Source organism: Streptomyces sp. MGP-P1 (assembly GCF_057766565.1).
Genome location: NZ_JBYMEM010000006.1, coordinates 345306 through 371401, shown reverse-complemented (window position 1 = coordinate 371401; position 26096 = coordinate 345306). Strand labels below are relative to the sequence as shown.

General features: G+C 71.8%; 21 protein-coding genes and 2 pseudogenes. 10 read left to right on the top strand and 13 right to left on the bottom strand.

Features of this window, described 5'->3' with window-relative positions; genetic code table 11:
- Positions 1–18 precede the first annotated feature (18 nt).
- Positions 19–702 carry a class I SAM-dependent methyltransferase gene (locus AC3CH1_RS17390; RefSeq protein WP_488463779.1) on the top strand — a complete coding sequence of 228 codons (684 nt, stop codon included), beginning with the start codon at positions 19–21 and terminating at the stop codon, positions 700–702.
- Positions 703–911: 209 nt separating this feature from the next.
- On the opposite strand, the gene AC3CH1_RS17385 is transcribed toward AC3CH1_RS17390, so the two are convergent.
- Both AC3CH1_RS17385 and AC3CH1_RS17380 read right to left on the bottom strand, forming a co-directional pair.
- On the bottom strand, positions 912–1517 hold the full coding sequence (locus AC3CH1_RS17385; RefSeq protein WP_488463778.1) for an HD domain-containing protein: 606 nt from the start codon (positions 1515–1517) through the stop codon (positions 912–914).
- 105 nt (positions 1518–1622) lie between these two features.
- A complete protein-coding gene (locus AC3CH1_RS17380; RefSeq protein ID WP_488463777.1) occupies positions 1623–2534 on the bottom strand; it encodes a MerR family transcriptional regulator in 912 nt (303 codons plus the stop codon).
- Positions 2535–2820: 286 nt separating this feature from the next.
- On the opposite strand from AC3CH1_RS17380, the gene fabG reads away from it, so the two are divergent.
- Positions 2821–3612, top strand: coding sequence for a 3-oxoacyl-ACP reductase FabG (gene fabG, locus AC3CH1_RS17375; protein WP_488463776.1), 792 nt, complete (start codon positions 2821–2823; stop codon positions 3610–3612).
- 127 nt (positions 3613–3739) lie between these two features.
- On the opposite strand, the gene AC3CH1_RS17370 is transcribed toward fabG, so the two are convergent.
- Positions 3740–4042 (bottom strand): MepB family protein, encoded by a 303-nt coding sequence (locus AC3CH1_RS17370; RefSeq protein WP_488463775.1) that lies wholly within the window; start codon positions 4040–4042, stop codon positions 3740–3742.
- 167 nt (positions 4043–4209) lie between these two features.
- On the opposite strand from AC3CH1_RS17370, the gene AC3CH1_RS17365 reads away from it, so the two are divergent.
- Positions 4210–4992 carry a D-Ala-D-Ala carboxypeptidase family metallohydrolase gene (locus tag AC3CH1_RS17365; RefSeq protein WP_488463774.1) on the top strand — a complete coding sequence of 261 codons (783 nt, stop codon included), beginning with the start codon at positions 4210–4212 and terminating at the stop codon, positions 4990–4992.
- A gap of 603 nt (positions 4993–5595) precedes the next feature.
- On the opposite strand, the pseudogene AC3CH1_RS17360 reads toward AC3CH1_RS17365, so the two are convergent.
- A pseudogene (locus AC3CH1_RS17360) lies at positions 5596–6006 on the bottom strand (PaaI family thioesterase); the annotation flags it as partial.
- A gap of 107 nt (positions 6007–6113) precedes the next feature.
- On the opposite strand from AC3CH1_RS17360, the gene AC3CH1_RS17355 reads away from it, so the two are divergent.
- Both AC3CH1_RS17355 and AC3CH1_RS17350 read left to right on the top strand, forming a co-directional pair.
- Positions 6114–7124 (top strand): TY-Chap domain-containing protein, encoded by a 1011-nt coding sequence (locus AC3CH1_RS17355; RefSeq protein WP_488463773.1) that lies wholly within the window; start codon positions 6114–6116, stop codon positions 7122–7124.
- Between the two features lie 238 nt (positions 7125–7362).
- Positions 7363–8343, top strand: a complete 981-nt coding sequence (locus tag AC3CH1_RS17350) for a glycoside hydrolase family 6 protein (RefSeq protein WP_488463772.1) — start codon at positions 7363–7365, stop codon at positions 8341–8343.
- 38 nt (positions 8344–8381) lie between these two features.
- On the opposite strand, the pseudogene AC3CH1_RS17345 reads toward AC3CH1_RS17350, so the two are convergent.
- Positions 8382–8732, bottom strand: a pseudogene (locus AC3CH1_RS17345) (DUF4232 domain-containing protein); the annotation flags it as partial.
- Between the two features lie 323 nt (positions 8733–9055).
- On the opposite strand from AC3CH1_RS17345, the gene melC1 reads away from it, so the two are divergent.
- Both melC1 and AC3CH1_RS17335 read left to right on the top strand, forming a co-directional pair.
- The gene (gene melC1 / locus AC3CH1_RS17340; RefSeq protein ID WP_488463771.1) at positions 9056–9481 is read left to right on the top strand and encodes an apotyrosinase chaperone MelC1; all 426 of its coding nucleotides are present in this window, start codon (positions 9056–9058) and stop codon (positions 9479–9481) included.
- A 16-nt stretch (positions 9482–9497) separates the two neighbouring features.
- On the top strand, positions 9498–10322 hold the full coding sequence (locus tag AC3CH1_RS17335) for a tyrosinase family protein (protein WP_488463770.1): 825 nt from the start codon (positions 9498–9500) through the stop codon (positions 10320–10322).
- 7 nt (positions 10323–10329) lie between these two features.
- Here AC3CH1_RS17335 and AC3CH1_RS17330 read toward each other — a convergent pair whose 3' ends face one another.
- Positions 10330–11841 (bottom strand): DUF6056 family protein, encoded by a 1512-nt coding sequence (locus AC3CH1_RS17330; protein WP_488463769.1) that lies wholly within the window; start codon positions 11839–11841, stop codon positions 10330–10332.
- An 8-nt stretch (positions 11842–11849) separates the two neighbouring features.
- Complete coding sequence (locus AC3CH1_RS17325) at positions 11850–13430, bottom strand: glycosyltransferase (RefSeq protein ID WP_488463768.1); 1581 nt, start codon at positions 13428–13430, stop codon at positions 11850–11852.
- Positions 13431–13851: 421 nt separating this feature from the next.
- Here AC3CH1_RS17325 and AC3CH1_RS17320 point away from each other — a divergent pair, with 421 nt between their 5' ends.
- Together AC3CH1_RS17320 and AC3CH1_RS17315 are read left to right on the top strand one after the other, a co-directional pair.
- A complete protein-coding gene (locus AC3CH1_RS17320; protein WP_488464426.1) occupies positions 13852–15954 on the top strand; it encodes a TPM domain-containing protein in 2103 nt (700 codons plus the stop codon).
- A gap of 94 nt (positions 15955–16048) precedes the next feature.
- Positions 16049–16762 (top strand): PspA/IM30 family protein, encoded by a 714-nt coding sequence (locus AC3CH1_RS17315; protein WP_488463767.1) that lies wholly within the window; start codon positions 16049–16051, stop codon positions 16760–16762.
- Between the two features lie 49 nt (positions 16763–16811).
- On the opposite strand, the gene AC3CH1_RS17310 is transcribed toward AC3CH1_RS17315, so the two are convergent.
- The 5 genes from AC3CH1_RS17310 to AC3CH1_RS17290 all read right to left on the bottom strand — a co-directional run bounded on the left by AC3CH1_RS17310 (position 16812) and on the right by AC3CH1_RS17290 (position 21952).
- Positions 16812–19379, bottom strand: coding sequence for a SpoIIE family protein phosphatase (locus AC3CH1_RS17310; protein WP_488464425.1), 2568 nt, complete (start codon positions 19377–19379; stop codon positions 16812–16814).
- 223 nt (positions 19380–19602) lie between these two features.
- Positions 19603–20046, bottom strand: a complete 444-nt coding sequence (locus tag AC3CH1_RS17305) for an ATP-binding protein (RefSeq protein WP_488463766.1) — start codon at positions 20044–20046, stop codon at positions 19603–19605.
- A gap of 149 nt (positions 20047–20195) precedes the next feature.
- A complete protein-coding gene (locus tag AC3CH1_RS17300) occupies positions 20196–20597 on the bottom strand; it encodes an NUDIX hydrolase (RefSeq protein WP_488463765.1) in 402 nt (133 codons plus the stop codon).
- Between the two features lie 176 nt (positions 20598–20773).
- Positions 20774–20974, bottom strand: a complete 201-nt coding sequence (locus tag AC3CH1_RS17295) for an SPOR domain-containing protein (RefSeq protein ID WP_488463764.1) — start codon at positions 20972–20974, stop codon at positions 20774–20776.
- A gap of 225 nt (positions 20975–21199) precedes the next feature.
- Complete coding sequence (locus tag AC3CH1_RS17290; RefSeq protein ID WP_018956203.1) at positions 21200–21952, bottom strand: GntR family transcriptional regulator; 753 nt, start codon at positions 21950–21952, stop codon at positions 21200–21202.
- Positions 21953–22342: 390 nt separating this feature from the next.
- Between AC3CH1_RS17290 and AC3CH1_RS17285 the strand changes: the two genes are divergently transcribed.
- Positions 22343–23755, top strand: a complete 1413-nt coding sequence (locus tag AC3CH1_RS17285; RefSeq protein ID WP_488463763.1) for a glycoside hydrolase family 18 protein — start codon at positions 22343–22345, stop codon at positions 23753–23755.
- 141 nt (positions 23756–23896) lie between these two features.
- Here AC3CH1_RS17285 and AC3CH1_RS17280 read toward each other — a convergent pair whose 3' ends face one another.
- Positions 23897–25480, bottom strand: coding sequence for a S8 family peptidase (locus AC3CH1_RS17280; protein WP_488463762.1), 1584 nt, complete (start codon positions 25478–25480; stop codon positions 23897–23899).
- Between the last annotated feature and the right edge of the window lie 616 nt (positions 25481–26096).

Below are 26096 nucleotides of genomic sequence, written 5' to 3'. Positions count from 1 at the left end.
GGCGACGGCTCGGCTCTGATGGACTCACCTCATGACGGCCGTACTCCCCGCCTCCTGCGCGCACTCGACCGGTTCCACGCCGCCCACCCGTGGGATCACAACGCCCACTACCACCCATGGATCATGCGCCGGCTTCCCGGACGTTTCGCCGGCGCCCTGGACGTCGGATCGGGCAGTGGCGACCTCGCCAGACTGCTGGCCTCCCGGGCCGAGGCGGTGCTCGGCATCGACGCCGACCCCGCCATCGTCGATCGCGCGCGGGCGCGGACCCCTCCCGGGGTTCCGGTGACCTTCTCCGCCGGGGACGCGCTGGAGGACATACCGGCCGGGCTCTTCGACGTCATCACCTGCGTCGCCACCATCCACCACATGCAACTGACCGACGCGCTCACGCACTTCCGCCGGCTCCTGGCCCCCGGCGGAACCCTGATCGTCGTCGGCCTCTACCGCCCGCGGTCCCGGAGCGACTACCTGATCGACGCGGTCGCCGTACCGTCGAACATCGCCATGGCCTGGTTCAAGAACAAGGGCCGCGGAGCGCCGCGCCCCGTCGCCATGACCGCGCCGACCCGACCGGCGGCCACGCCTTTTCCGGACATCGTTCGCGAGGCCCGCCGAGTGCTGCCCGGCGCGCGGCTGCGCCGACGGCTGTTCTGGCGCTACACCCTGATCTGGCATCAGGGCGCGCCTCCTACGGATTGAACCTCCCGGGGCTACACACCTCACCGCCTCCCCGCACGCGGGACGACGGGGACCCTCTCCGTAAGTCCCCTGTCGGCCACGGGGACGGCCGGGCAGCCGGGCGGCCGGGCCGCGCTGGGGGCCCCACGGGCCGGCCCGACCGGCTTTCGACATGGTCGACTCCCACCACCCCAACCACCCCGTCCAGACCTGGACTCAGCCCTCAGCCCTCAGCTCTGATCGAGCAGGTTCGACAGGGCCCGTTCCGGCCACCCTCCCGCCACCAACTCCGCCGCCGCGCACCCTGGCTTGCGCTCAGCCTGCCCCTGGAACAGGTGCACGAAGGACGTGGCGAAGCCCCGTCGGGGGTACGCCGCGACGAGCGCGTCCCTGAACGACGCGTCGAAGGCTTCCAGCCCCGACCCGGAGACGTCCGCGCTGGTCCCCACCTGCAACAGCCGGCTCTCCACGTCTGCTTCCGGCGCGACGTCGTCCCGCATGTGGAGCACGATCAGCTCGGCCGCCCGGTCGCGCCTCTCGGTCGGCCAGCCAAGACCGGCCGTGAAGACCCGTGCCAGGTGGCCGCCAGCCTCTTCGAACGACAGCGTGTGGCTGTCGAAAGGCGGAGTGAGCGCCAAGTCGTGCAGCAATGCCGAGACGAAGAACAGCTCCCGGTCGAAGTCGAGGCCGCGTGTCTCCGCCCAGGCCGCGCCGAAGAAGTACGACCGCACAGAGTGGTGGTAAAGGGCTTCGTCGGCGTATTCCTCACACACCAGTCGCGCCGCCTCTGCCGCCCGCCCCGCAGGTACACGCACTCCTGCAACCTCGATCAACATCTGTCTTCCCCCTGGCAACCGAACGTGATGTCGCGATGTGCAGCTTAGCCAGACCTGAGCTTCCACCGCGGTGGAGGTTCCCGGTCACAGCAACCAGGCAGCTGGTCAGTCGTGGTTGGAGAGTTCCACGGCCAGTTCCATACAGCGCAGGCGCGCTGGGGAGAAGTCGTAGGGCATCTTGCCGATGGCGTCCAACACGCTCATGGAGTCGGCCTCCCGCCTGCCGGAGCCGAGGCCTGCCTCGTCCTCGCCCTCTCCCTCGCCGTCATCGGCGGTAGCCGGGTGCGCCGTTTCCCAGGCGTCGAAGAGGGCATCGTCGTCCTTGTCCAGACCGGACTCCTCGATGACGGCGTGCAGGGCGCTTTCGAAGGCGTGTCGCTCGGCGGCCACTTGAGCCACCCGTGGGTCATCGACGGCGACGCTGTCGTCCAGTGCCTCCTCGGCTTCATCGACGCGGTCGGATTCCTCCCGCAGGGTGGGATGCGTGGCCAGGACCATGAAGCGGGTGGCCTGGACCGCCGCGCCGAGCGGGCCGAAGATCCGCTCGGTGACCAGCAGGGTGTCCAGGTCCGCCGGGCGCAGGGAGCCCTCGGGCAGGCTCTTGAGGCGGCCGGTGACGAGGTCGGAGAGCAGGCCCATCCGGCTGCCTTCGGTGCGCATCCGCTGCACGGCGGCCCGCTGCCGCCGCAGCTCCGCCTCCTGCTCGGCGAGGGTTTCCTCCAACCGCTCCAGGATGCCCGCGATGTCTTCTCCGCTGTCCGCGCCGGCAGAAGCCGTGCCGGTGGTGAAGGCGTCACGGATGTCGTCCAGGGCGATCCCCGCGTCGGCCGTCCTGCGGATCCACAGCAGGCGGATCATGTCCTCGTAGCCGTAGCGGCGGCGGCCGTCGCAGCCCCGCTCGGGCTCCGGGAGCAGGCCGATCTCGTGGTAGTGGCGAATCGCCCGCGGAGTGCTGCCGGCGAAGGCCGCCGCGTCGCCGATCTTGATCCGGCGGGGTGGCGCAAAGGACGAATGCATGAGCAGGGGCCTTCTTCTCGATGGACCGGGACAGGGACGTGGACCCACCGGATCACATGCCGCTACGGAAGGTGCAACCGCACGTCCGCGGCCTCCGGTCTGCCCCTGCCTCCCGGTTCCGCTCCCTGTCCCCCGCTCCTCTGTTCCCGGCCGGAACCGAGGCGGTATTCGGCCGGAGTTCACCGCGGTCCGGGACGCAGCCACCACCGGTGACCTAGCGTGTTGATCATCGCCGGAGTGGCTACGTGGGGTCACGAGGTGCGGGCGTGGGGCACAAAGGAGCTTGATGGTGACGGAGACCGATTGGCGACGGCGGTCCGTGGTCGTGACGGGGGCGACGCGGGGCATCGGGCGGGGCATCGCGGAGCTGTTCGCCCGTCGGGGTGCCGCTGTCGTCGTCACGGGGCGGGACGAGGAGGCCGCCCGTAAGGTGGCGGACGAGCTCGCGCGGACCACCGGCTCCCGGGTCGCCGGTCTGGGCGTGGACCTCCGGGACCCGAGCGCGATCGAGGCGATGGCCGACGAGGCCGAGGCGCGCCACGGGCATGTGGACGTGGTGTGCGCGAACGCCGGGGTCTTCCCCGAGAAGTCCCTGAGGGAGATGACGGCCGCGGATGTGGACGATGTCCTCGCCGTCAACCTGCGGGGCACGATCCTGACGACGAAGGCGTTCCTGCCGGCCATGGAACGCGCGGGACACGGACGCGTGGTGCTCACCTCCTCGATCACCGGGCCCACCACGGGTTACAGCGGGTGGTCCCACTACGGCGCGAGCAAGGCGGGCCAGTTGGGGTTCCTCCGGAGCGCCGCGCTGGAACTGGCCCCTGCGGGTGTCACCGTCAACGCCGTCCTGCCCGGAAACGTCCGCACCGAGGGGCTGAGCGATCTGGGCGAGGACTACCTGCGGCGCATGGCCGCCGCGATCCCGGCCGGCCGGCTCGGCGAGACCTCCGACATCGCACACGCCGTGCTCTTCCTCGCGTCCGACGAAGCCTCGTTCGTCACCGGTCAGACGCTCACCGTCGACGGCGGCCAGACCCTGCCCGAGTCGCTCGACTCATTCGTCCCTCTCGCCTGACACCGGCGGCCCGGCCGTGCGAAGCTCATCGGCGCTCCGCCTCCGGTGTGATCCCGCCGGCCCCCCGTGCGGGGTCCGGGCGGCAGTAGCGCTGAATCAGCGCCGCGTGCCGGGGGGAAGCGGGCGGTCAGGTCGTCGACCGGGAACACGGACTGCCCTGAGCGGCCCTCGTCCCGGGTGCTGATGACGACGAGGTCGACCCGTCGTCAGCCCCGTACGGCCGGATAGGCCCTTCCGCGGACCGCTGGTACGGGGTGACGAACGGGCCGGCCTCGGCCGGGGTGGTCCTGGCCGCGCGAAAGGCGACCCGTCCGCCCGTCGAGCGTGAAACGGTGAGCCGCGTAGTCGGCGCCCTCCGGTTCGGGCACCGGCCGCGAGCAGGCGAAGCCGGCCGGGTCGCACACCGAGGACTTCGCTGCCCGCAGGTCACCGTGAAGCCCCGTCCAGGGTCGATTTATCGCCATACTCCCATCCTGTGACCCCGCCACGAGGCCGGACCCTTGGCAGCATGTTGACATGACCTTGACACGCTCGGCCTCGCGCCCGAGGCTCGGAATCTCCCCATGGACAGCCTGACGACAATGAGGTGCAGCCCCCATGCGATCACGCCCCATCGGATTCCTCCTCTCGGCCCTCGCGGGCGCGGCCCTCGCGTTCGGCGGCACCGCGACCGCCTCCGCGACCCCGTCCACGACCCCGGCCCCCGGTTCCGCGTCGGCCGGTGACGTCGGTACGGCCGACGCCTGTTACACCTGGAGCGGCACGCTCCAGGAAGGCTCCAGCGGCGAAGCCGTACGTCAGCTCCAGATCCGGGTCGCCGGTTATCCGGGCACCGGGAACCAGATCGCCGTCGACGGAGCATTCGGCCCGGCCACGAAGGCGGCCGTGCAGCGCTTCCAGGCCGCGTACGGGCTGGCCGCCGACGGCGTCGCCGACGCCCAGACGTTCAGCAAGATCTACGCGTTGCAGGACGACGACTGCACTCCGGTCAACTTCACCTACGCCGAGCTGAATCGCTGCAACTCCGACTGGTCCGGCGGCAAGGTCAGCGCCGGCACGGCACGCGCCAACGCCCTGGTGACCATGTGGAAGCTCCAGGCCATGCGGCACGCGATGGGAGACCGGCCGATCACCGTCAACGGCGGCTTCCGCAGCGTGTCCTGCAACAGCGCGGTCGGCGGGGCCGCCAACAGCCGCCACATGTACGGGCACGCGGCGGACCTCGGCGCGGGTGCCCAGGGCTTCTGCGCCCTCGCGCAGGCGGCGCGCAACCACGGCTTCACCGAGATCCTCGGCCCGGGCTACCCCGGCCACAACGACCACACCCACGTCGCCGGGGGCAGCGGCCGCTTCTGGTCCGCGCCCAGCTGCGGGATCTGACGCCCGGCCGTCCCATGAAGCCCGGGGGCTGCCGGTCAGCGGACCGGAAGCCCCCGAGCTCGTGCCCGTACCACCTGCCGCCGGGAACGCCGTCACGGGCTCTCCACCGCGACCACGCTGCACGGTCACCGCCATCCTCTCCAGCGTCCTGCCGACCGACGAGGAGAGCCGTCGGATCACCCGGATCCACACCGCCTACTACGTCCTCGTCCTCGGTGGCAGCTCGCTGGAAGAGCACGCCATCCCCCAGCCCGCCCTGCTGGAAGGCTTCCTCGCCAAGCAACTCCGCCCGGCGCAGGAAGCTGGCGCTGTCGGCCCCGAGAAGGATCCCGCCATGGTGGCGGCCGGACCGATGGCCATGGTCACAACGGCCTCGGCCACAGCGTGCTGGGCGGCCGGCGCACCGGCAAGGCGGCTCTGGACGTCCTGCGCCATCACTTGGACGAGCTGTTCGGCCCCGCCACACCTTGATCCAAGGGCTGTCTCGCTGTTTTCGGCGGGACAGCCCTGGGATGCGACAGCCCTTGGATGCGTCGATCCGAACGGAAAAGGGGCAGGCCGGGGCCACCCGGCCGCGGTCGGCTCCGGCGGCCTCCCGGCCTGGACGGCGATCGTGCCCTGGGCCACCGCGCAGAGGGTTTCCACCCCTTCGGCGTCCACCATGAGCAGATCGCAGCGGCAGACGACCCGGGTACGGCCGGGGCGGACCACCTGAGCCCGCGCGCGCAGCACCTCGCCCCGGGCCGGGCGCGAATAGTCGATGGTGAAACCGGCGGTCAGGACGGACGGGCCGACGGCCGCGCCCGCCGCGAAGGTGAGGGCGTTGTCGGCCGCGTAGCTCAGGACGCCGCCGTGAACGAAGCCGTGTCGCTGGCGCAGCTCGTCCCGTACGTCCAGCTCCAGGACCGCCGCCCCCTCACCGAAGGCCGTCAGCCGCGCGCCCAGCAGGACGCTGAAGGGCTGGGCGTCCAGAACCTGCTGCCCGAACGCGAGTTGTGAGGCGCGTGCCTCCATGCTCCACCTCTCATCCCTGGTCACGGTGAGCGTCGTCCCCCGGGAGCCGATCCGTCTACATCGGCCCCTCGCAAGCCCATTACCACCGGACCACTACTGTCTGCCGGATGGAGAACAAGATCCCCCGGGGCAGCTGGCTCGACGACGACATCTTCCGCGAGCTGGTGCGCGAGGTCACTCCGCTCCGCTTCGGCTCATGGAGCCTGGCGGACTTCGAGCACGCCACATCGGAGCTGGGATGGGAACTCCGGGAGCCCAAGGAGGTCGTGGGCCAGGTCCGGCGCAGATTCGCTCCCCGGAAGGGGCCCCGGTGCGGCTATGGCACGGTGATCGCCGACGCCTCGGCACCCGAGCAGGTGCGCAGACTGAACGTCCGCGTGGTCGACATGCCCGCCGAGGACAGGGCCTCCGCCGCCGGTCTCGTCCGCGCCGCCTGGTGGGTCATGGAGGAGGAGCTGGGCCCGCCCGCGATGTGGGGAGGAGACTCCGGCCCGTGGATGCTGTGGCGGCTTCCCGGCGCCTGCCTCCTCGTGCACACGCACGACGAGGGAGAGGTGAGCCTGGAACTCCTGCCTCCGGACGCGGACGTCGACGCCGCCGGAGGCGGCTACTCCCGCGGCCGCTGGCGCGCCGCCGAGCAGGCAGACCTGCCGACCGTGCCGCCCGCTTCCGGCACCACCTGGGCAGACGTGGAGAAGCGCCTGGCGGAAACCCTGCGCTCCCTCGACCACGACACCCCGTTCTTCCCCGGCAGATTCATCCTGCACCTGGGATCCGCCGTCGATCCGCAGCGCTTCGTCCAGTGCTGGAGCCAGGATCTGGGTCTCGTCATCGAAGCCACCGGCTACCTCCACCAACCGGACGCGGCCGACCCCGCCCGACTGGCGCGGAGCGGCTGGGACTCCTCCCCCTCGGTCTGGCAACGCCGCTTCCCCGACGCCATGGACGAACCCGCGCACGCCGCGACGGGCGCCCGCATGCTCGTCGAGGAACTCCGGCAGCTGGGCGTCGGCCTGGCCGACCTCTCCTACGACGGCACCATGACCGGTCGCGGGCGCGGCTTCCACCTCGACCTGCCGGACCTGGGACTCCCCCACGTCCACCAGCCCGCCGACTGAAGACGGCCGGGGCTCCCCGAACACCTATGCGCCGGGGAGCCGCTGCCGGACTCATTGACACCGGCGTGCCCCGCTGGCACCGTCTCGTCTGACGACGGCTAGCGGACCGAGCCCCACCGGTCCGCCGTACGCACTCCCCACCGCCCCACGCACCCTCCCCCCATTCACGCGTCTCCCGACCCCCATCACCTCTGCGGCCGTCGTCGAATGGGAGCGCTCCCACAGAAGGGCCGCACGCATGAGAAGACTCCTGCGCACGCTCGCCGCGTCGGCGTTCGCCTGTCTGCTGCTTCCCCTCGGCACCGGGCAACAGGCCACCGCCGCCACCGCGAATGCCACCCCGATCGGCATGACCAGCGGGTTCTACACCGACCCCGGCTCGACGCCCGCCGTCTGGGTCGCGGCGAACCCCGGAGACGGGCGGGCCGCCGCCATCCGCGACAACATCTCCTCGCGCCCCATGGCCCGGTGGTTCGGCTCCTGGAGCGGGGACATCGGGGCGGCGGTCGGCTCCTACGTGGGAGCCGCCGACGCAGCCGACAAGCTGCCCGTCCTGATCGCGTACAACATCCCCGGCCGCGACGCCTGCGGCGGGCACTCCGGCGGTGGGGCGGGCACCCCGGGCGCGTACCGCACCTGGATCTCCGCGTTCGCCTCGGCCATCGGGGCGCGGCCCGCCCTGGTGGTCATCGAGCCCGACTCCCTGGGCGACTTCAGCTGCCTGAACCAGGAACAGATCGCCGAGCGCAACGGAATGCTCAAGGACGCGCTCGCCCGGTTCGCCGCCCACGCCCCCAACACCTGGACCTACCTGGACGCCGGAAACCCGGCCTGGATCGGCGCGGCCACCATGGCGCGGCACCTCGAAGGCGCGGGAGCCCGGCAGGCGCACGGCTTCTCGCTGAACATCTCGAACTACTACGGCACCGGCGAGAACTCCGCGTACGGCAACGCCGTCAACGGATCCCTGTCGGCGTCCTACGGCTATACGAAGCCGTACGTCATCGACACCAGCCGCAACGGCAACGGCTCCAACGGCACGTGGTGCAACCCGGGCGGACGCAGGACGGGGGCGGTCGGCCAGACGGGCGGCGGGGCCGAGATGCTGCTGTGGCTGAAGACCCCCGGAGAGTCCGACGGCGACTGCGGAGTCGGCGCGGGCTCCGTCGCCGGGCAGTTCCTGCCGGAGGTCGCGTACAAGATGATCTACGGGTACTGAGGACCGGCCCGCCCGCCCCGCCCCCGGCGATCGTTCTCTCAGGCGGAGGGAACGGCGTCGGCCGGGGCGGTGTGCCAGTTGGTGACGACCGGCTTGTCGACCGTGATGGTGCCGACCTTCAGGGAGACGGGGTCGGGGTCCTCGTTGCCGACGCCGACGATGATGGAGTCCAGCTCCTTGCCACCGTCCGTGTTGGTGGTCTTCGGGTTCACCCCGGCGTAGGCGGTGGTGGCGCCGCTCAGCGTGACCGCGTCGCCGACCGCCTGCTCGGCGGGGCCCGCCTCGGTGCCGTCGGAGCCGAACGCCACCGTGGGGAGCGCGGCCGGCAGGATGCAGGTGATCCCCTGCTTGGCCTTCGCCATGACCAGGATGTAGCCGCCGGCGGGTGAGGCCCCTCCGGGCGAGCGCCTGCTCCTACTTCCAGCCATGTGCAGATGATCGTTTCGATTGGCGAAGGCGCGACGGATACCGAAGATCCTGCGTATGGAGGGCACTTGCGCGGCAAGACCTGCGCTCCCCGCCCCCTCGGGCTCCGACGCGGAGCGGCGCGAGAGGTCGGCGACGCCCATATGACCGCGAATACGTGTCCATATGAGAGCCAACCCCCAATCTGCTCCTTATGCGGAGAGTCACCCCCGTGTACACATGATCACGGCGGCCCCGAACAGCCTGGGGGGACGCCTCAACCATGTGTTCTGGGGGTACATCCGCCATGCTCAGACCCACTCGCCGTCAGGCCCTCGGGGCCGTCATCGGCGTCGCCGCGGGCGGCGCTCTCGTCGGCGTCACCTCCGCATCCGCGGACACCGCTCCGGCCGGAAGCAGGAGCGGGGGCAGCACAACCGGCCGTACCGGAGCACCCGGCACCTTCGACGAGGTCTTCAAGGGCCGCCGCATCCAGGGCACGCCCGCCGAGGCCCCCGCCGGCGCGCACGCGCACGCCGGGCACGCCGGGCACGGCGCCGGCTACCGCGTGTTGATCGACGGCCGCGAGCTTCCCGTGATGCAGCACGGGAAGAGCGGCTGGAGCAGCACGATCAACCACTACGAGAGATTCGCGACCCCGCTGGAGGCCGCTCGCACCGCGGTCATCTCGCTCAAGGGCGCCGTCGTCGTTCCTTTCGACCCCACCGCCTGAGCCGGGAGCAGCAGCCATGACCGTACGGAAGAACCAGGCGAACCTCACGGCCCCCGAGAAGAAGGCCTTCGTCGACGCGGTACTGGAGGTCAAGCGTCTAGGGGTGTACGACGAGTTCGTGCTCGCCCATCGCACGCGGTTCGCGATAGACATGAACTCCGGCGTGTACGTAGGTCACTTCGGGCCGTCGTTCCTGCCCTGGCACCGCAAGTTCCTCATCGATTTCGAGAACGAGCTCCAGAAGATCGACGCGTCGGTCTCGATCCCCTACTGGGACTGGACCGCCGACAACACCGTCGGATCCTCGCTCTGGGCACCGGACTTCCTCGGCGGCACCGGACGCCCCCTGGACGACCAGGTGATGGACGGGCCCTTCGCCCATTCCGGCGGAAACTGGACGATCAACGTCTCGGTCGACAGCCGCGCCTTCCTCGCCCGCCGGCTCGCCTACCGCGTTCCCTCGCTCCCGCCCCGGTCGGAAGTCGACGCGGCCCTCGCCATGCCCACGTACGACTCCCCGCCCTTCCGTGACGGCTCGACGGGCTTCCGTTCCACGCTGGAAGGGTCCGCGGGGTACATGAGCATGCACAACCGGGTGCACACCTGGGTCTGGGGCCATATGGAGACGAGCGTCTCCCCGAACGATCCGGTGTTCTGGCTGCACCACTCGTTCGTCGACAAGCTCTGGGCCGACTGGCACGCGCTCCATCCGACGAGCGCCGAGTACCTCCCCGCCGGCGGGACGGTCGACGTGATCGACCTGAACGACACCATGCCGCCCTGGCCGAACACGACCCCGCAGAGCATGCTGGACCACACGCGGTTCTATACGTACGCCTGAGCTCTCGTCACGGGGCGTCCCTGGAACCGTCCGTGACCCGGTCGAGCCTGTACAGGTCGGCTACGCACCCGCCGGGCCAGTACGCACGCCCGCCCTGGCTGAACGGCTCCAGCATGTTGCTGATCACCAGGCGCTCGTACGGCAGGACCCGCTTCCCGGCCTCCGCGCCCTCGCGGAGCCGGCGGTCCTGGGCGTCCCACTTCTCGGCACGGGCCCGCATCGCGGTGTCCAGGTTGGTGAGCGCCACGGCCGGGCCGGCGCAGACGAGGACGCAGAGCGCGGCGCACAGCGCCTTGGCCGGGGCGGTGCGGCGGGTGTGCCGACGGAGGGTCAGGCCCAGCAGGGCGCCCGCGCCGACGAGCAGGATCACGTACAGCAGGAGGTAGTCGTTCCACAGCCGGTTGGCGCTCGGGTCGCTGACCCGGTCGCCGAACACCGGATAGGCGATGACCGTGCAGAGGTAGCCGGAGACGAGGAGCGCGAGCAGCCCGGCGGCGGCGATCAGGGGGCTGTGGGCGGGCGGGCGGGGCGGTGTCCCGTCCGCCCGTCGGCACAGCAGCCCCAGCAGCACGCCTGCCGCGACCGCGCCGACGTACTGCCAGGTCGTGGCCACGGTGACGGCGATCTCGGCGAACGCGCGCAGCGACGCGGTGAGGGAGTCGGGGGCGAGCAGGGAGGTGGTCTCCGCGCCGAACCGGTCCCTGCGGCGCGTGGAACCGGGTGAGGTGATCAGGACGGCGGCCCCGGCCGCCGTCCCGGCGATTCCCGCCGCGCACCAGCGCCGGACGAACCCCCGGTCGGGCGCGGGGACGACGCGGCCGGACAGCAGGAGCGCGGTCAGGAGCACCGTCACGACGACGATCGCCGTCTCCTCGGACAGCGTGGCGAGGAAGGCGCCCATGAGCGCGGCGACGGCGAGCGCGAGGGCCCGCCCCCTGCGGGAGCGGGCGAACAGGAACGGGATCAGGGCGGCGCAGGCCAGGACGGGTGGCAGCGTGTGCGAGACGGATGCGGCGGGCCAGAAAAACGTCTTGTACGTGTTCGGCGTGACGAACAGGAAGAGCGCGGCGGTCAGGGCCGCGAGCAGGAGCGGCAGCCCGCGCGGGGTCCGCAGCCGGGCCCGGTGCAGGGCCAGGACGGCCACCGCCCAGAGGACCGCGAGCACCATAACCCCGCTGATCAGGGGGAACCACTGGTGTCCGGCGACCTGGAACTTCGCGTACGCGCCGACCAGGAGGGCGTTGGCGACCCGCCCGTTGTCGTCGAAGTAGAACTTCCCCACGAGGCCGGTGACGCCGTCGTCCCGTACGGCGGGGAGGAAGCACCAGTCGTCCGCGCCGGGCCTCACCCACCGCCCGGACCAGGACGCGGCGGCGAGCAGGGCGAGGGGCGGGAACGCGAGAGCGCTCACCCAGAAAGCGGTCCAGGGGCGGTCCGAGGGGCGCCCGGCCGGGTCCGACGTCTCCTCGCCCCTCCGCGGTCTCTCCGGGGCGGCGGTCACAGGAACGTCGTCGGACATCGCGGACGTCACCCCTCCTGGGACGAGCGGGTGGGCAGCGGTTCGGGCGCCGGGCGGCCGGGCAGCGGTTCGGCCCGCGGCACCGCCGTGGCGGCCTTGGACCGGCCCGAGGTGATCGCCCATCGGGCCAGCAGGAACGAGACCGGGGTGACGAGGACGCCCGCTGCCAGCGCGGCGAGGTTCTTGTCCATCCCGAGGCCGCTGACCGCCCCGTAGAGCAGCGCGCCGGACGCCACCAGGTTGACCAGGCTGGAGAGGGGGTAGCGGACGAACGCGTGCCAGGTCGGCCTCGTCCGGCAGGTGACGTAGGAGTTGAGCAGGAAAGAGCAGACGATGCTGACCGCGAAGCCGATGACATGGGCGGTCAGGTAGGGGATCCAGCGGTTCAGCGAGGCGTAGATCCCGAGGTAGACGGCGGTGTTCACGCAGCCGATGAGGAGGAAGCTGCCGAACTGGCGGACGGTACGGGACCGGCCGGGGGCGGCGGTCCCGGCGGCCGGGGCGGGGGCTTCGGCCACGGCGGCGGCGGCGGGGGCACCGATCTCGGCGGCGGCCGGACCGGGGGCACCGATCTCGACGACCCGGCCTGGCGTGGCGGCGTGTTCGCCCGGGCCTCCGGTGAGTCGCGGGCGCGGCGGCGGGCCGGCCGGCAGCGCCTGCCGGGACGCGTCTGTCTCCCGCACGACGTAGGGCGGGCGGTGCTTCGCCTCGTGGTAGATGCGGCCCACGTACTCGCCGATGACCCCGAGCGTCACCAGCTGGATGCCGCTGAGTGCGACGACGACGGTGAGGAGAGTGGCGTAACCGGGGGTGTCCGCGCCGTGCAGGACGACGCCCACGACCGTCCACAGGGCGTAGACCAGGGCCGAGACGAAGACCCAGAAGCCGGTGTAGATCGCGAGGCGGAGCGGACGGTTGTTGAAGGAGAGCAGTCCGTCGATGCCGTAGTTCAGCAGCCGCCTGCTGCCCCATTTCGACCGGCCCGCCACCCGCTCGCTGTTGCGGTAGCGGAAGGTGACCGTGTCGAAGCCGATCCAGGAGAAGATCCCCTTGGAGAAGCGGTTGCTCTCGGGAAGGGACAGGACGCTCTCCACCGCCCGCCGGGACAGCAGCCGGAAGTCCCCCGAGCCGTCGATCAGCTCCACGTCCATGCAGCGGCGGACGAGCGCGTAGTAGGTGTGGCTGAGGGTGCTGCGGAGCATGCCCTCGCCCGCGCGGTCGCGGCGCGGGATGACCTGGTCGTAGCCGTGCCGATGCAGTTCCAGCATGCGAGGGATCAGCTCGGGCGGGTGCTGGAGGTCGGCGTCCATGATCACGACGGCTGCTCCCCGCGCCATGCGGAGGCCGGCGAGCATGGCGGACTCCTTGCCGAAGTTACGGCTGAAGGCGGTGTAGTGGACCCGTGGGTCGCGCGCGGCGAGGGCGCTCAGGAGGAGGCGGGTGCGGTCCCGGCTGCCGTCGTCCACGTAACAGATCTCGAAGGTGTCCCCGAGGGGTTCCAGGACGCCGATCAGGGCGGCGTGGAAGGCCTCGATCACCTCGGCCTCGTCGAAACACGGCACGACGACCGACAGCTGAAGGCCAGTCACACGCCACCTCCGGACTTCGGGCCCCTCGTGGGTGCCGGGCCTCCCCGGCGCTGCGCCGTCGGCCTCCGGCACCGGGCCCCGGAACGCGCCACGTCCGCCCATCTGACGACGGGCGGCGGCCTCCGTCTCTCCGTACACGCGCGGGGGCGCCTCTTTCCCGCGCCCTTTCATGCGAACAGCCGACGCGGGACGGCAGAACGCCGGGTCGCGGCGGCGAAAAAGCACACATAGCCTCGCAAAAGTGACATTTTCTCGACTGCTACGGCTCCGGAGCACCGCCCCCGGCAGCGCCCGGCTTCCGGGCCGGGCTCAGCTCCCCGGCCGGTCCACCGGGCCTCCCATCGGGCCTCTCGCCGGGCCTCCCACGGGACCTCTCGCAGGGGCTCCCTCCGGACCACCCGTCACCGGCCTGCTCACCGGCCTGATCGCCGGGCCTCTCACCGGCCTGATCGCCGTGCTGTCCGCCGTGTGCTGGCTGGTGCTCCCCGCCGCCGCGACCGCCCGCGCCGACGACCCCGTCGAGCTGTCCCGGGACGGGCAGGTCACCGACCGGGTCGGGGCGTTGGGCGACCGGACGGGGCAGGTGGAGGACGCACTCGACCGGTTGTACGCCGAGGAGCGCGTCCAGCTCTTCGTGGTGTACGTACGTGATTTCTCCGGCCGGTCCGGACAGACGTGGAGCGACGAGACCGCCAACCGCAACGGCTTGGGCCAGGACGACGTGCTGCTCTCCGTCGCCACCCACGACCGGCAGTACGCCTACTCCGTCGACGCCGGCTCCCCGCTCACCGACGAACAGCTGCGGGACGTGGCGGGCACCGCGATCGAACCCGCGCTGCGGGAGAACGACTGGGCGGGGGCCGCGATCGGCGCGGCCGACGGCTACGGCGCCGTACTGGCCGGGCGCCCGGTATCCGCCCCCGCCATCACCCCGGGGCCCGCCGACCCCGGAACGGGCGGTTCCGACTCCACCGGCGCCCGCCACTTCGTCCTGCCGGTGGCCCTCGTGGTGGGCGTGGGCGCGGTCGGGGCCTACGCGTACGCCCGGCGCAGACGGCGCACGACGACCCGTACCACCCCGGCGGCCACCGGCTGGGGCCGGGGCGCGGGGGCGGGCGGTGCGCCGGAGCCACCGACGCCGCTGCCGGAGCTGGACGGGCGGGCCAAGGAGGTGCTGGTGGACACCGACGACGCGGTGCGCACCAGCGAGGAGGAACTCGGCTTCGCCACGGCCCAGTTCGGCGAGGACGCGGCGAAGCCCTTCACCGAGGCGGTCGCGCGGGCGAAGGACGAGCTGACGCAGTCGTTCCGGTTGCGTCAGCAGCTCGACGACGCCTTCCCCGAGGACGACGCGACCCGCCGCCGGATGCTGGAGGAGATCCTGCGGCGGTGCGCGACCGCGAACGAGGGCCTGGACACGGTCGCCGAGGACTTCGACCGGCTGCGCGCCCTGGAACGTATCGCTCCGGAGGCCCTGGCCGCCGTGGACGCCACGCAGCGCGACCTCGCCGGGAGGGTCGCGGCGGCCGAGTCGGGCGCCGCCGGGCTGCGCGAGCGGTACGGGGAGGGCACCGCCGCACCCATGGCAGCCGACGTCGAGCAGGCGAAGGACCGGCTCGTCTTCGCGGCCTCGGCCGTGGGGCAGGCCCGTACGGCGGTCGAGGGCGGCGACAACTCCCGGGCCGCGGTGTACATCCGGGGAGCCGAGGGCGCGGTGGGCCAGGCGGGCACGCTGCTGGACTCGGTGGACCGGCGGGCGTCGGAGCTGGGCGAGGCCGCGCGGAGGCTGCCCGCCGCGCTGACCGAGACGGAGACCGACCTCGCGGACGCGGGCGGGCTGCTCGAAGGCACCGCCGAGGGCGCTTCGACCGCCGATCTGCGCGGCCGGATCGCCCGCGCCGAGGCCGTGCTCGGCGATGTCCGGGCCGCGACGGCGACGGGACCGTACGACCCGATCGACGCGCTGCGCCGGGTGGAGGAGGCGGACGCCGCCCTGGACGAGGCCCTGGCGGGGGCCCGGGACCAGGAGCGGGGGGAGGCGAAGGCCCGCTCCCTCCTCGATCAGGCGATGCTCACCGCCCGGTCCGCGATCGGCGCGGCGGCCGACTACATCACGACCCACCGGGGTGCGGTCGGCAGCCAGGCCCGTACCCGGCTCGCGGAGGCGCAGCGGCGGTGGGAGCGGGCCCGGGAGCTGTCGGCGGCGGACGCGCGGGGGGCGCTGGCCGAGGTGCGGCAGGCGGACGCGCTGGCCGCGCAGGCGATGAGCCTGGCCGAGCAGGACGTCCGGGGCTTCGGCGGCATGCAGGGCCCCGGTCCCCTGCAGGGCGGGGGCATGGGCGGGGCGGTACTCGGCGGCATCATCCTCGGCGGGCTGTTCGGGGGCGGCGGCCGGGGCGGGGGCCTGGGCGGCGGCTTCGGCGGAGGGTTCGGCGGCGGCCGGTCCGGCGGTTTCGGGGGCGGGCCGGGCAGCTTCGGAGGGGGCGGGACACGGGGCCGCCGGGGCGGTGGCGGACGCTTCTGAACGACCGACCGACCGGCAGGCAGGCAGGCAGGCAGGCAGGCAGGCAGGCAGGACCACAGCACATGACCCGTCACGATCTCCAAGGAGCCATCCCATGTCCAAGCAGACCATCCTCGGCCGCGTCACCCAGCTCGCGAAGGCCAACATCAACGCCCTCATCGATCAGGCCGAGGACCCGCAGAAGATGCTGGACCAGCTGATCCGGGACTACACGAACAACATCGCGGAGGCCGAGCAGGCGGTCGCGACCACCATCGGCAACCTCCGGCTGATGGAGCAGGACCACAAGGAGGACGTCGAGGCGGCGGCCGAGTGGGGCGGCAAGGCGCTGGCCGCCAGCCGGAAGGCCGACGAGCTGCGCGGGGCGGGGGCGGTCGCGGAGGCCGACAAGTTCGACAACCTGGCGAAGGTCGCGTTGGGCCGCCAGCTCCAGTCCGAGCAGGAGGCGAAGACGGCCGGGCCCACGATCGCCTCGCAGAGCGAGGTGGTGGACAAGCTGAAGTCGGGGCTCGACCAGATGAAGGCCAAGCTCTCCCAGCTGAAGGCCAAGCGCGACGAGTTGGTGGCCCGTTCGAAGTCCGCGCAGGCGCAGAACCGGATGATGGACGCCGTGAAGAACATCGACGTCCTGGACCCGACGAGTGAGCTGAGCCGCTTCGAGGACAAGGTGCGGCGCGAGGAGGCGAAGGCACTGGGCAAGCAGGAGCTGGCGGCCTCCTCGCTGGACGCCCAGTTCGAGGAGTTGGACAGCCTGGGCGACAGCGCGGAGGTCGAGGCCCGGCTCGCGGCCCTGAAGACGGGCGCGTGACGCGGGGCGCACCCTGTGGGACCAGGCGTCCTCCCGGGCCGGGTGGAGGTCAGTACATGCTCAGGAGCTGCTCCACGGAGAGTTCGGCGGCCGGGGCCCCGTCCGGAAGGGCCAGTTCGAACCAGACGGTCTTGCCGCGCGGGGTGCGGCGCGAGCCCCAGGCGGCACTGAGCAGGCCGACGAGCTGGAGGCCGCGGCCGCCTTCGTCGGTGTCGCGGGCCCGGCGGCGGCGCGGCTGGACGAGACCGGCGTCCCACACCTCGCAGACCAGGGTGCGGTCGCGCAGCAGCCGGAGCCGGATCTCGCCCTCGCCGTAGCGCAGGGCGTTGGTGACCAGCTCGCTGACGAGGAGTTCGGTGGTGTCGACCAGGTCGTCGAGGCCCCAGGCGACCAGCTGGGAGCGGGCCAGCTCACGGGCGCGCCCCACGGAGCGGGGTTCGCGCGGCAGGGTCCAGTCCCCGACCGCCTCCTCGGGGAGCCCCTGGATGCGGGCCATCAGCAGGGCGATGTCGTCCTCGCCGTGCCGGGTGTCGAGGGTGCTGAGGACGTGGTCGCAGGCGTCCTCCAGCTCCATCTGCGGACCGGTGAGGACGGCCCGCAGGGCGTCCAGGCCCTCGTCCAGCGGCTGGTCGCGGGACTCCACGAGGCCGTCGGTGTAGAGGGTGAGCAGGGCGTTCTCCGACAGCTCGACCACGACCTCCTCGAACGGCTCGCCGCCGACGCCCAGCGGCATGCCCGGCGGTACGTCGATGAGCCGGGCGGGCCGGCCGGGCTCGACGACGGCCGGGGGGAGGTGCCCGGCGTTGGCGAACGTACATCGCCGGGTGACCGGGTCGTAGACCGCGTACACGCAGGTCGCGAGATACACCTCGGAGAGGTCCGCCTCGCGGGACTTCTGCGCGGCGCGGGAGGGCCACTGCGCTCCCCCGCTGCCGCCGAGGCCCTCGCTGCGCTCGCCGGCGCCCGGGGAGCCGAGGCCGCGGGCGACCTCGTCGAGCGCCGAGAGCACTTCGGCGGGCTCCAGGTCGAGGAGGGCCAGGGTCCGCACGGCGGTGCGCAGTTCGCCCATGGCGACGGCGGCGCGCAGGCCGCGGCCCATGACGTCGCCGACGACTAGGGCGGTGCGGTGGCCGGGCAGCTCGATCACGTCGAACCAGTCGCCGCCGACCTCGGTGGCGGTGTTGCCCGGCAGATAGCGGCAGGCGATGTCGAGGCCGGCTGCCTCCGGGTCGCCGGGGGGCAGGAGGCTGCGCTGGAGGATCAGGGCGCGCTCGTGCTCGCGGCGGTAGAGGCGGGCGTTGTCGATGCAGACGGCGGCGCGGGCGGCCAGTTCGGTGGCGAGCGCCCGGTCGCGCTCCCCGAACGGCTCGCTGCCCTTCGTCCGGGAGAACTGGACGAGGCCGACGACGGTGTCGTGCGCGACCATCGGCACGGCGAGCGTCGACTGCACGAAGCCCATCTCGTCGCCGGGGACGTCCTCGACCCGGCCGGAGCGCAGCGCCATGGCGCACGGGGAGCCGAACGGGAAGCGGTGGACGGAGCCGAGCGCGGGCGGCAGATCGTCCGGGCCCGGGGGCCCGCTGCCGGCGACGGCGGTGGGCAGGGCGTCGGCGACCGCGCTGGCGTGGGCCACCCGGCGCAGCTCCGCCGAGCCTCCGGCGGACTCGCGGTGGGCGGGCGCCCAGCTGCCGGGAGCGGCCTCCTCGCCGGTGAGCAGCCCCTGGTAGAGGTCGACGGCGGCGAGGTCGCAGAAGCCGGGGACGGCCACGTCGAGGAGCTCGCGGGCGGTGGTCTCCAGGTCCAGGGAATTGCCGATGCGGGCGCTGGCCTCGTTGAGGAGGGCGAGGTTGCGGCGGGCGCTGGCCGCCTCGCGGGCGGCGATGTGCCGACGGGTGACGTCGGTGGCGAGTCCGGCGACGCCGACGGGACGGCCTGCCCCGCTGTGCACCCGGTAGAGGTTCATGGACCAGTGGCGGCGCTCGGCGCCGCCGGGAGCAGGGCCGACGAGCTGGAGGTCGGTGACCGACTCCCCGGTCTCCAGGACCCGTTTCAGCGTGGCGGACAGCCGGTCGGCCTCGGCCCGCGGCAGATAGTCCTCCACCGTGCGGCCCCGGTGGTCGTCGGCCGCGCCGCCGAAGACGGTGGCGAAGCGCTGGTTGGCCCGGACGACGGCGAAGTCCGTGCCGAACAGCACGAAGCCGAAGGGAGATTGGCCGAATATGGCCTGAGAGGCGGCGAGGTCCGTCTCGATGCGCCGCAGGGCCCGGACGTCCACGACGATACAGAGCGCGGCCCGCTCGCCCCGGCCCGTCAAACTCGGCATCACATAGACCTCGGCGACGCCGTGCGCCCCGCCCTCGCCCGGCATCCGGAAGGGGACGAGGCCCGTCCACTCCTTGCCGTCGAGGATCTCGCCGACTCTCCGTTGACCGTCCGAGCGCAGCTCGGCGGGCATGAAGGCCTCCACCGGGTCGCGGCCGATCGCCTCGGTCGAGGACATGCCGAACAGACCGGCGGCCCGGCTGCTCCACTGCTCGATCAGACCGTCGGGGCCGATCGAGAAAGAGGCGACCCTGATGTAGTCATAGATCGAGCCGGGCGGGCTGCTCTGCCACACGACGTCGCCCGTGGTCCCGACGCCATCGCCGACCTCACCCGTTGTCCCAGGTATTTCGCTCACGCGACCGTCCCCTCCAGCTCACACACCGGACCGGTCCTGCCCGCAGTATTCAGCACTACGGCCCCGACCGACACGGCGTTCACGATCACAGCAAGGTCTCAGTCCCTTTCAGCCAGGTTCTGCCCGACCTCTGGTGATCGCTGTGCGTCCCTCCACTCTCCTAACCAGGGAGAGCCAGCTCGAACCACACCGTCTTGCCACTCTTTCCGCGACGGGTACCCCAGCGACGCGCGGAACAGGCCACGAGCTGGAGTCCCCGGCCGCCTTCGTCGTCGGGTCCCGCCCTGCGTTCGGTAGGTGGATCCGGAAGCGGATCGGAGACTTCCACCAGCAGTACCGGGGCCGGGGGAGCGACGTCGGCGGGCGGGGCGTCCCCGTCCGCGTGCGACTGCACCAGGCGTACGCCGATGGGTCCGGAGGCGTACCGGAGGGAGTTGGTCACCAGCTCGCTGACGAGCAGGACCGCCAGGTCACCCACCGCCGCGTCGAGGCCCCAGGAACCCAGCGCGCCCCGGACGGCGTGCCGGGCGCTGCGCACGGAGCCGGGTTCGGCGGGGAAGGCCCACTCGGCGCAGTCGCCTTCGGTATCGATCACGCCGATCACTTCCCAGGGACGACCACGGGCCCACCCCTTGTGCAAATAGGTACTAAACAGCCCATACCCACCATTTGTTGCTCACTACCGCACAACCTGCCGTTTGGTGCAGACGGGTGCAGAGGCCGGACCGTGTTGACGCGCACCACGGCCGGGCATCAGCTCAGCACTCCCGCCGCCCTGAGGTCGTCGAAGAGCAACTGGTCCACGGGCGGCACGAGGGCCCGGTCGGCGAAGGAGAACCACGCCATCTCCTCGATCTCGCTGCTCGCGGCGAGCGTGCCGCTGTAGTCGCCGTAATAGCAGCTCATCCGCACGACGGCGGCGTCGGGCCGGTCGTCCACGGGGGCCTCGTACGTCCCGGCGTGGACGACGGTCTCCCGGATCAGGCCGACCGTCAGCTCCTCCTCGACCTCCCGCAGCAGGGTCTGCAGATCGGTCTCCGCACCCTCGCGCTTGCCGCCCGGGATGTAAAAGACGTCCTTGCCCCGGGGCCGAGCGCAGAGGATCCTGCCACCCTCGATCCGCACCCACGCCACCGTGTCGATCAGCACCGTCACCGCTCCGCCCCGCTCGCCGCACCCCCGGCGGCTTTCGCGCCCCCGGTCCGGGCGGGACCCTACCGCCCGGACCGCCGGCGCACGGAACGCGGGGCGCGAAGGGGCCCAGGGGAGCCCGTGGGGCCCCTGGAGACGCGGAACGGCCTCCCGGGCGCCCCTCGGGGACGTCCGCCGCGTCAGGGCCCGGTGCCCTGCCCCACGCGCTCCACCCGGTAGACCTGGTGGCGATGGCGGTCGTCGAGGCCGTCGGCGACCTTCTGCGCCTCGGCCTGCGTGGCGTACCTGCCCACGCGATAGCAATTGCCGCCGTCGTCCTGCCGTACCACCTGCCAAGGGAGCACGGCGCCGCTGTCGCTCATCGTGTCGCTCCCCCGCATATCGCCCCTCTTCCCACCGACGTGCACGTCTCTAAGGATCCCCAGGAAACCGCAGTACGCATATGCCCGAGCGTACGCCTGACCTTCACTCAGTGCAGGCGGGTTTACACAAAGAGATACACATCCGGCCATCACGAAAAGGGCGCACCCGCGGAATGCGCCCCCTCATGGCCCAACACCCCGGGCCGGCGCCGCGCGACCGGCCCGACGGGGCGTCACCTCACCTCATCTCACCGGCAGGTGGTAAGCGACCCGGTACCGGTCCGCCGGCACCACCACGTCGGCCGTCTCCACGGCCCGGCCCGAGGCGTAGTACGTACGCCCGATCACGATGACCACATGGCCGGGCACCCCGCCCAGCGCCAGGAGCTCCTCCGCCAGTCCCGGGCGCGCGCCGACCTCCTCGGCGACGTTGTCCACGACGACGTCGATCGCGGCCATCCGGTCGACCACCCCGCAGCCGCCCAACGGGCCCTCCTCCGGCAGCATCACGGGCGTCCGGCCGGTGACGGCGAGCGGCTCCCAGGAGGTGGAGAGCATGACCGGCTCCCCCGCCTCACGGAAGACGTAGTGCGTGCGCATGACACGGTCGCCCGGCTCGATGCCCAGCCGCTCGGCGATCTCGGGGCCCGCCCCCTCCTGCTCACTGCGGGACTCCCAGGTCCCGCGCGCCCCCTCCGCCGTCTGCTCCTGCCGGAACGGGCTGGCCCCCTTGCCCGGCCGGTTGCCGGAGCGGGCGATCATGCGGGGCACGGGACGCTCGCGCACATAGGTGCCGGAGCCGGAGCGCCCCTCGACCAGCCCCTCCGCCATCAGGACCTTGCGCGCCTCCAGGGCGACGGTGTCCGAGACCCCGTACTCCTCCCGGATGCGAGCCTGCGACGGCAGGCGGGTATGAGGCGGCAGCGCGCCGTTGACGATCTTCTCCCTGAGATCGCTCGCCACGCGCAGATAGGCGGGCTGCTCACCAAAAGTCACAGGCCACTCCCAACAGGTTGACAGTCTGCTACAGCCTGACAACCGTTGGTTGTGCACCGCAAGCATGGGCCAAAGTTTCACCCAATGTGATGATCTTGTGACGGACCCTGCATACACCGAACGCGGACACCAGATCAGTCCCGGACGTTCTTTGACTCCACTCTGCCCATCGCCGCACGGGCCGACACGGCCGCACCGACGTCACCGGCGTGAGCGCACCGGCCCCACCGCCGAAGTCCGGCACCCCCCGGGCTCTTGAACATTTCTGGTCCAGACCAATACATTCCTGTGCACAGCACGGCTCCCGCACTTCCCTCCGCTTCCTTCTGCCTTCCTTCCGCCTTCCTTACGCCTTCCTTCCGCACCGGATCACGCACAGGAACGAGCCTCATGCGCCGAAGAAACCTGTCCCGAATGACCACCGCCGGCGTCGCCCTGGCCCTGCTGGGGGGCATCGCACCCGCGGCCACGGCCAGCGCCGACCACGAGCGGAGCAACGGCGGCGACCGCGACAAGGGCCACCACCGCCCCGCGTACAAGAGCATCGGCTACTTCACCCAATGGGGCGTCTACGGACGGGACTTCCAAGTGAAGGACCTGGACACCAGCGGAGCCGCGGCCAAGCTGACCCACATCAACTACGCCTTCGGCAACGTCAACGCCGAGGGCAAGTGCTTCACCGGCAACATCCCCGGCCAGGCCGACGCGTGGGCGGACTACGCCCGTCCGCTCGACGCGGCGGGATCGGTCGACGGCGTCGCCGACACCGACGCCCAGCCGCTCGCGGGCAACTTCAACCAGCTGCGCGAGCTGAAGGCCAAGCACCCCGGCCTCAAGGTCATGATCTCGCTGGGCGGCTGGAGCTACTCCACCCACTTCTCCGACGCGGCCCGCACCGCGGCCTCCCGCAAGGCCCTCGTCGCCTCCTGCCTCGACCTGTACATCAAGGGCAACCTCCCGGTGGACGGGGCCCGCGGCGGCCAGGGCGCCGCGGCCGGCCTCTTCGACGGCATCGACGTCGACTGGGAGTGGCCCGGCTCGGCGGGCAACGAAGGCACCGTCTTCCGCCCGGAGGACAAGAAGAACTTCACCGCCCTGATCCACGAGTTCCGCACCCAGCTCGACGCCTACGCGAAGAGCCAGGCGAAGGCCAAGGAGAAGGCCGCCAAGGGCAAGGGCGGGCACGGGCACGGGAAACCGAAGCCGATCCACTACGACCTGTCGGCCTACGTAGCGGCCAACCCGAAGGCGATCGACGCGGGCTTCGACGTGAAGCGCCTCATGAAGGACTTCGACTTCGTCAACATCCAGGGCTACGACTACCACGTCTCCGGCGAGAAGAAGACGGCCCAGCAGTCGGCCCTGTACGCGAAGAACGACTTCAGCGTCGATCAGACCGTGCGCGACTGGGTACGCCGCGGCGCGCCCAAGCACAAGATCGTGATGGGCATGCCCACCTACGGCCAGGGCTGGACCGGAGTGAGCGGCGGCGGCACGGGCATGGGCCAGCCGGCCACGGGCCCGGCTCCGGCCACCTGGGCGGCGGGCTACGAGGACTACAAGGTCCTGAAGCAGCTGGCCGCGTCGGGGACGTACAAAATCCACCGTGATGTGAAGAACGGCCACGCGTGGCTGTTCGACGGCACGACGCTGTGGACGTACGACGACCCCCAGGTGCTGCGCGCCAAGGCCTCGTACATCCGGGACAAGGGTCTCGGCGGGGCGATGTTCTGGTCGCTGGACGGGGACACCGAGAACGGTGAGCTGATCACCGCGGTCGACCGCGGGCTCAACCGCCGCTGACACCGACACCGACACCGAAGGGCCGGGGCGACCGCGTGACGCGGTCGCCCCGGCCCGACTTCCGGGACTCGGCGGTTCAGTGGTTCAGGAATGCGGCTCAGCCCGCCGGAGCGTGTTCGCAACCAGCACGCCGGAGCGTGTTCAGAACTGGAGCGCCCAGCTGTTGATCCGGCCGGTGTCGGCGTTCGCGTTGTCGCTGACCCGGAGCTTCCAGGTGCCGTTGGCGACCTCGGAGGAGGCGTTGACGGTGTACGTGGTGACCACGTTGTCGCTGCTGCCGCCGGAGCCGTACGCCTTCAGGTTGTAGACCGAGCCGTCGGGCGCGACCAGGTCGATCTTCAGGTCGCCGCTGTAGGTGTGCGAGATGTTGACCGGGACGCTCAGCGCGGCCGGGGCGTTACCGGCGACTCCGGTGACGGTGACCGGCGCCTCGACGGTGGCGTTGTCGTTGATCGCGTAACCGGTGGTGTTCTCGAACTTCTTGCCCGGGGGCGTGGTGCCACCCGCGCCCACGTACAGCAGCCGGTTGGGCGAGCCGCTGCCCGGGTTGGTGACGACCCCGGGGGTCGAGGCCGCGACGAGGCCGGCGGAGACCTGTGCGGGGGACGAGCCCGGGTTGTCGGCGAGGTAGAGGGCGGCCGCGCCGGCGACGTGCGGGCTGGCCATCGACGTGCCGGAGATGGTGTTCGTGGCGCTGTCGCCGGTGTGCCACGACGAGGTGATCGAGGAACCGGGGGCGAAGATGTCCACGATCGAGCCGTAGTTGGAGAAGCTGGAGCGGGCGTCGGTGTTGGTCGTCGAGCCCACCGTGATCGCCTCGGCGACACGCGCCGGTGACTTGGTGGAGGCGTCGGTCGACTCGTTGCCCGCCGCGACGGCGTAGGTGACTCCGGAGGCCACGGACCGGCGCACGGCGGCGTCGAGCACCGAGTCCGCACCGCCCCCGAGGCTCATGTTGGCGACGGCCGGCTTGACGGCGTTGGCCGTCACCCAGTCGATGCCCGCGACGACCCCCGCGGTGGTGCCGGAGCCGCTGTTGTTCAGCACCCGCACGCCGACGATCTTGGCCTTCTTGGCCACGCCGTGCGCGGTACCCGCCACGGTACCCGCCACGTGCGTGCCGTGGCCGTTGCCGTCCTGCGACACGTTGTCGTTGTCCACGGCGTCGAAGCCGTTGAAGGCCCGGCCGCCGAAGTCGCTGTGGCTGATGCGCACCCCGGTGTCGATGATGTAGGCGGTGACGCCCTCGCCGGCCTTGTCGGGGTAGGTGTAGCGCTGGTCCAGCGGCAGGCTCCGCTGGTCGATCCGGTCGAGGCCCCAGGAGGGCGGGTTGTTCTGGGTGGCGGAAGCCGTGAAGGTGCGGTTCTGCGAGACGGACGCGACGGCCGGGTCGGCGGCGAACCTCTTGGCCTCGGCGGCCGACGCCTCGACCGCGTAGCCGTTGAGGGCCGAGCGGTAGGTGCGCTCGATGCCCGCACCGTACTTCTTCGCGAGGGCCCTGCCCTGGGCGGAGTCGGACTTCGCGGCCGAGTCCTTCAGCGTGACGATGTAGCTGTCACTGATGGTGCCGGGGGCGTCCGCGTTCAGGATCACGCCTTCGGGTGCGCGCTCGGCCGCGGTGGCCGGGAGGGTGGCCGTGGCCAGTGCGACGGCGGCTGCGGTGGCTACGACGGTCGCCGCGGCGAGTCTTCGACGGGCCTGGGGGGTGTGACGCGTCACTGACATCTGAGGGGTCCTCCTCATAGGCGGTGCTCTGGTGGGGGGTGGTGCCGGAGCCAGACCACGACTCCCGGCAGGGGCATGACAAATCAGCGGTCGAACGCCCCGTTTTCTGCGTCGTCCGGTGAGCCGCGTGCCCTGCTGCCAGCGAAAGATTGACCGATCCATGGCGAACTCACAAGGGTGCCTTGGCTCGCGCCATACGTCTGTCATTCACCTGTCCTACGCCTGACGTGCCGACGGACATGACGGCCCATCACTGTCCGGACGCCGGGACCCGGTCCGAGATCACCGCCCTGACCTGGTGCTGCCCGGTCTGCCGTGGCCCCTGGGCCCTCGACTTCACCCCCGTGCGGGGCGTGGCGCCAAACGCGCTTTCCGGGCAGGCCAATTCATTGTGGCGTTACGAGGAATCCCTGTCCGGCACAGCGGCACCACCACACTGCCCCGCGTGTCACCGCTCCCTTCCGGGGCGGAGGACGGGCATGGCAGGGCGGGAGGACGGGCATGGCGGGGCGAGAGGACCACGCCCTTTCGATCGGCGCGCGGGCGCGCGGGACCTGCTCCATCCGGCGGTCGGACGGACGCCCGGTGCCGGGGCCTTGCGTGCCGTGACGGCCGA

Coding starts and splice junctions, on each gene's coding strand:
- AC3CH1_RS17335 (WP_488463770.1), top strand. CDS start 9,498: ATGACCGTACGGAAGAACCAGGCGAACCTCACGGCCCCCGAGAAGAAG.
- AC3CH1_RS17330 (WP_488463769.1), bottom strand. CDS start 11,841: ATGTCCGACGACGTTCCTGTGACCGCCGCCCCGGAGAGACCGCGGAGG.
- AC3CH1_RS17355 (WP_488463773.1), top strand. CDS start 6,114: ATGGAGAACAAGATCCCCCGGGGCAGCTGGCTCGACGACGACATCTTC.
- AC3CH1_RS17380 (WP_488463777.1), bottom strand. CDS start 2,534: ATGCATTCGTCCTTTGCGCCACCCCGCCGGATCAAGATCGGCGACGCG.
- AC3CH1_RS17295 (WP_488463764.1), bottom strand. CDS start 20,974: ATGCGGGGGAGCGACACGATGAGCGACAGCGGCGCCGTGCTCCCTTGG.
- melC1 (WP_488463771.1), top strand. CDS start 9,056: ATGCTCAGACCCACTCGCCGTCAGGCCCTCGGGGCCGTCATCGGCGTC.
- AC3CH1_RS17285 (WP_488463763.1), top strand. CDS start 22,343: ATGCGCCGAAGAAACCTGTCCCGAATGACCACCGCCGGCGTCGCCCTG.
- AC3CH1_RS17350 (WP_488463772.1), top strand. CDS start 7,363: ATGAGAAGACTCCTGCGCACGCTCGCCGCGTCGGCGTTCGCCTGTCTG.
- fabG (WP_488463776.1), top strand. CDS start 2,821: ATGGTGACGGAGACCGATTGGCGACGGCGGTCCGTGGTCGTGACGGGG.
- AC3CH1_RS17365 (WP_488463774.1), top strand. CDS start 4,210: ATGCGATCACGCCCCATCGGATTCCTCCTCTCGGCCCTCGCGGGCGCG.
- AC3CH1_RS17280 (WP_488463762.1), bottom strand. CDS start 25,480: ATGTCAGTGACGCGTCACACCCCCCAGGCCCGTCGAAGACTCGCCGCG.
- AC3CH1_RS17385 (WP_488463778.1), bottom strand. CDS start 1,517: ATGTTGATCGAGGTTGCAGGAGTGCGTGTACCTGCGGGGCGGGCGGCA.
- AC3CH1_RS17315 (WP_488463767.1), top strand. CDS start 16,049: ATGTCCAAGCAGACCATCCTCGGCCGCGTCACCCAGCTCGCGAAGGCC.
- AC3CH1_RS17390 (WP_488463779.1), top strand. CDS start 19: ATGGACTCACCTCATGACGGCCGTACTCCCCGCCTCCTGCGCGCACTC.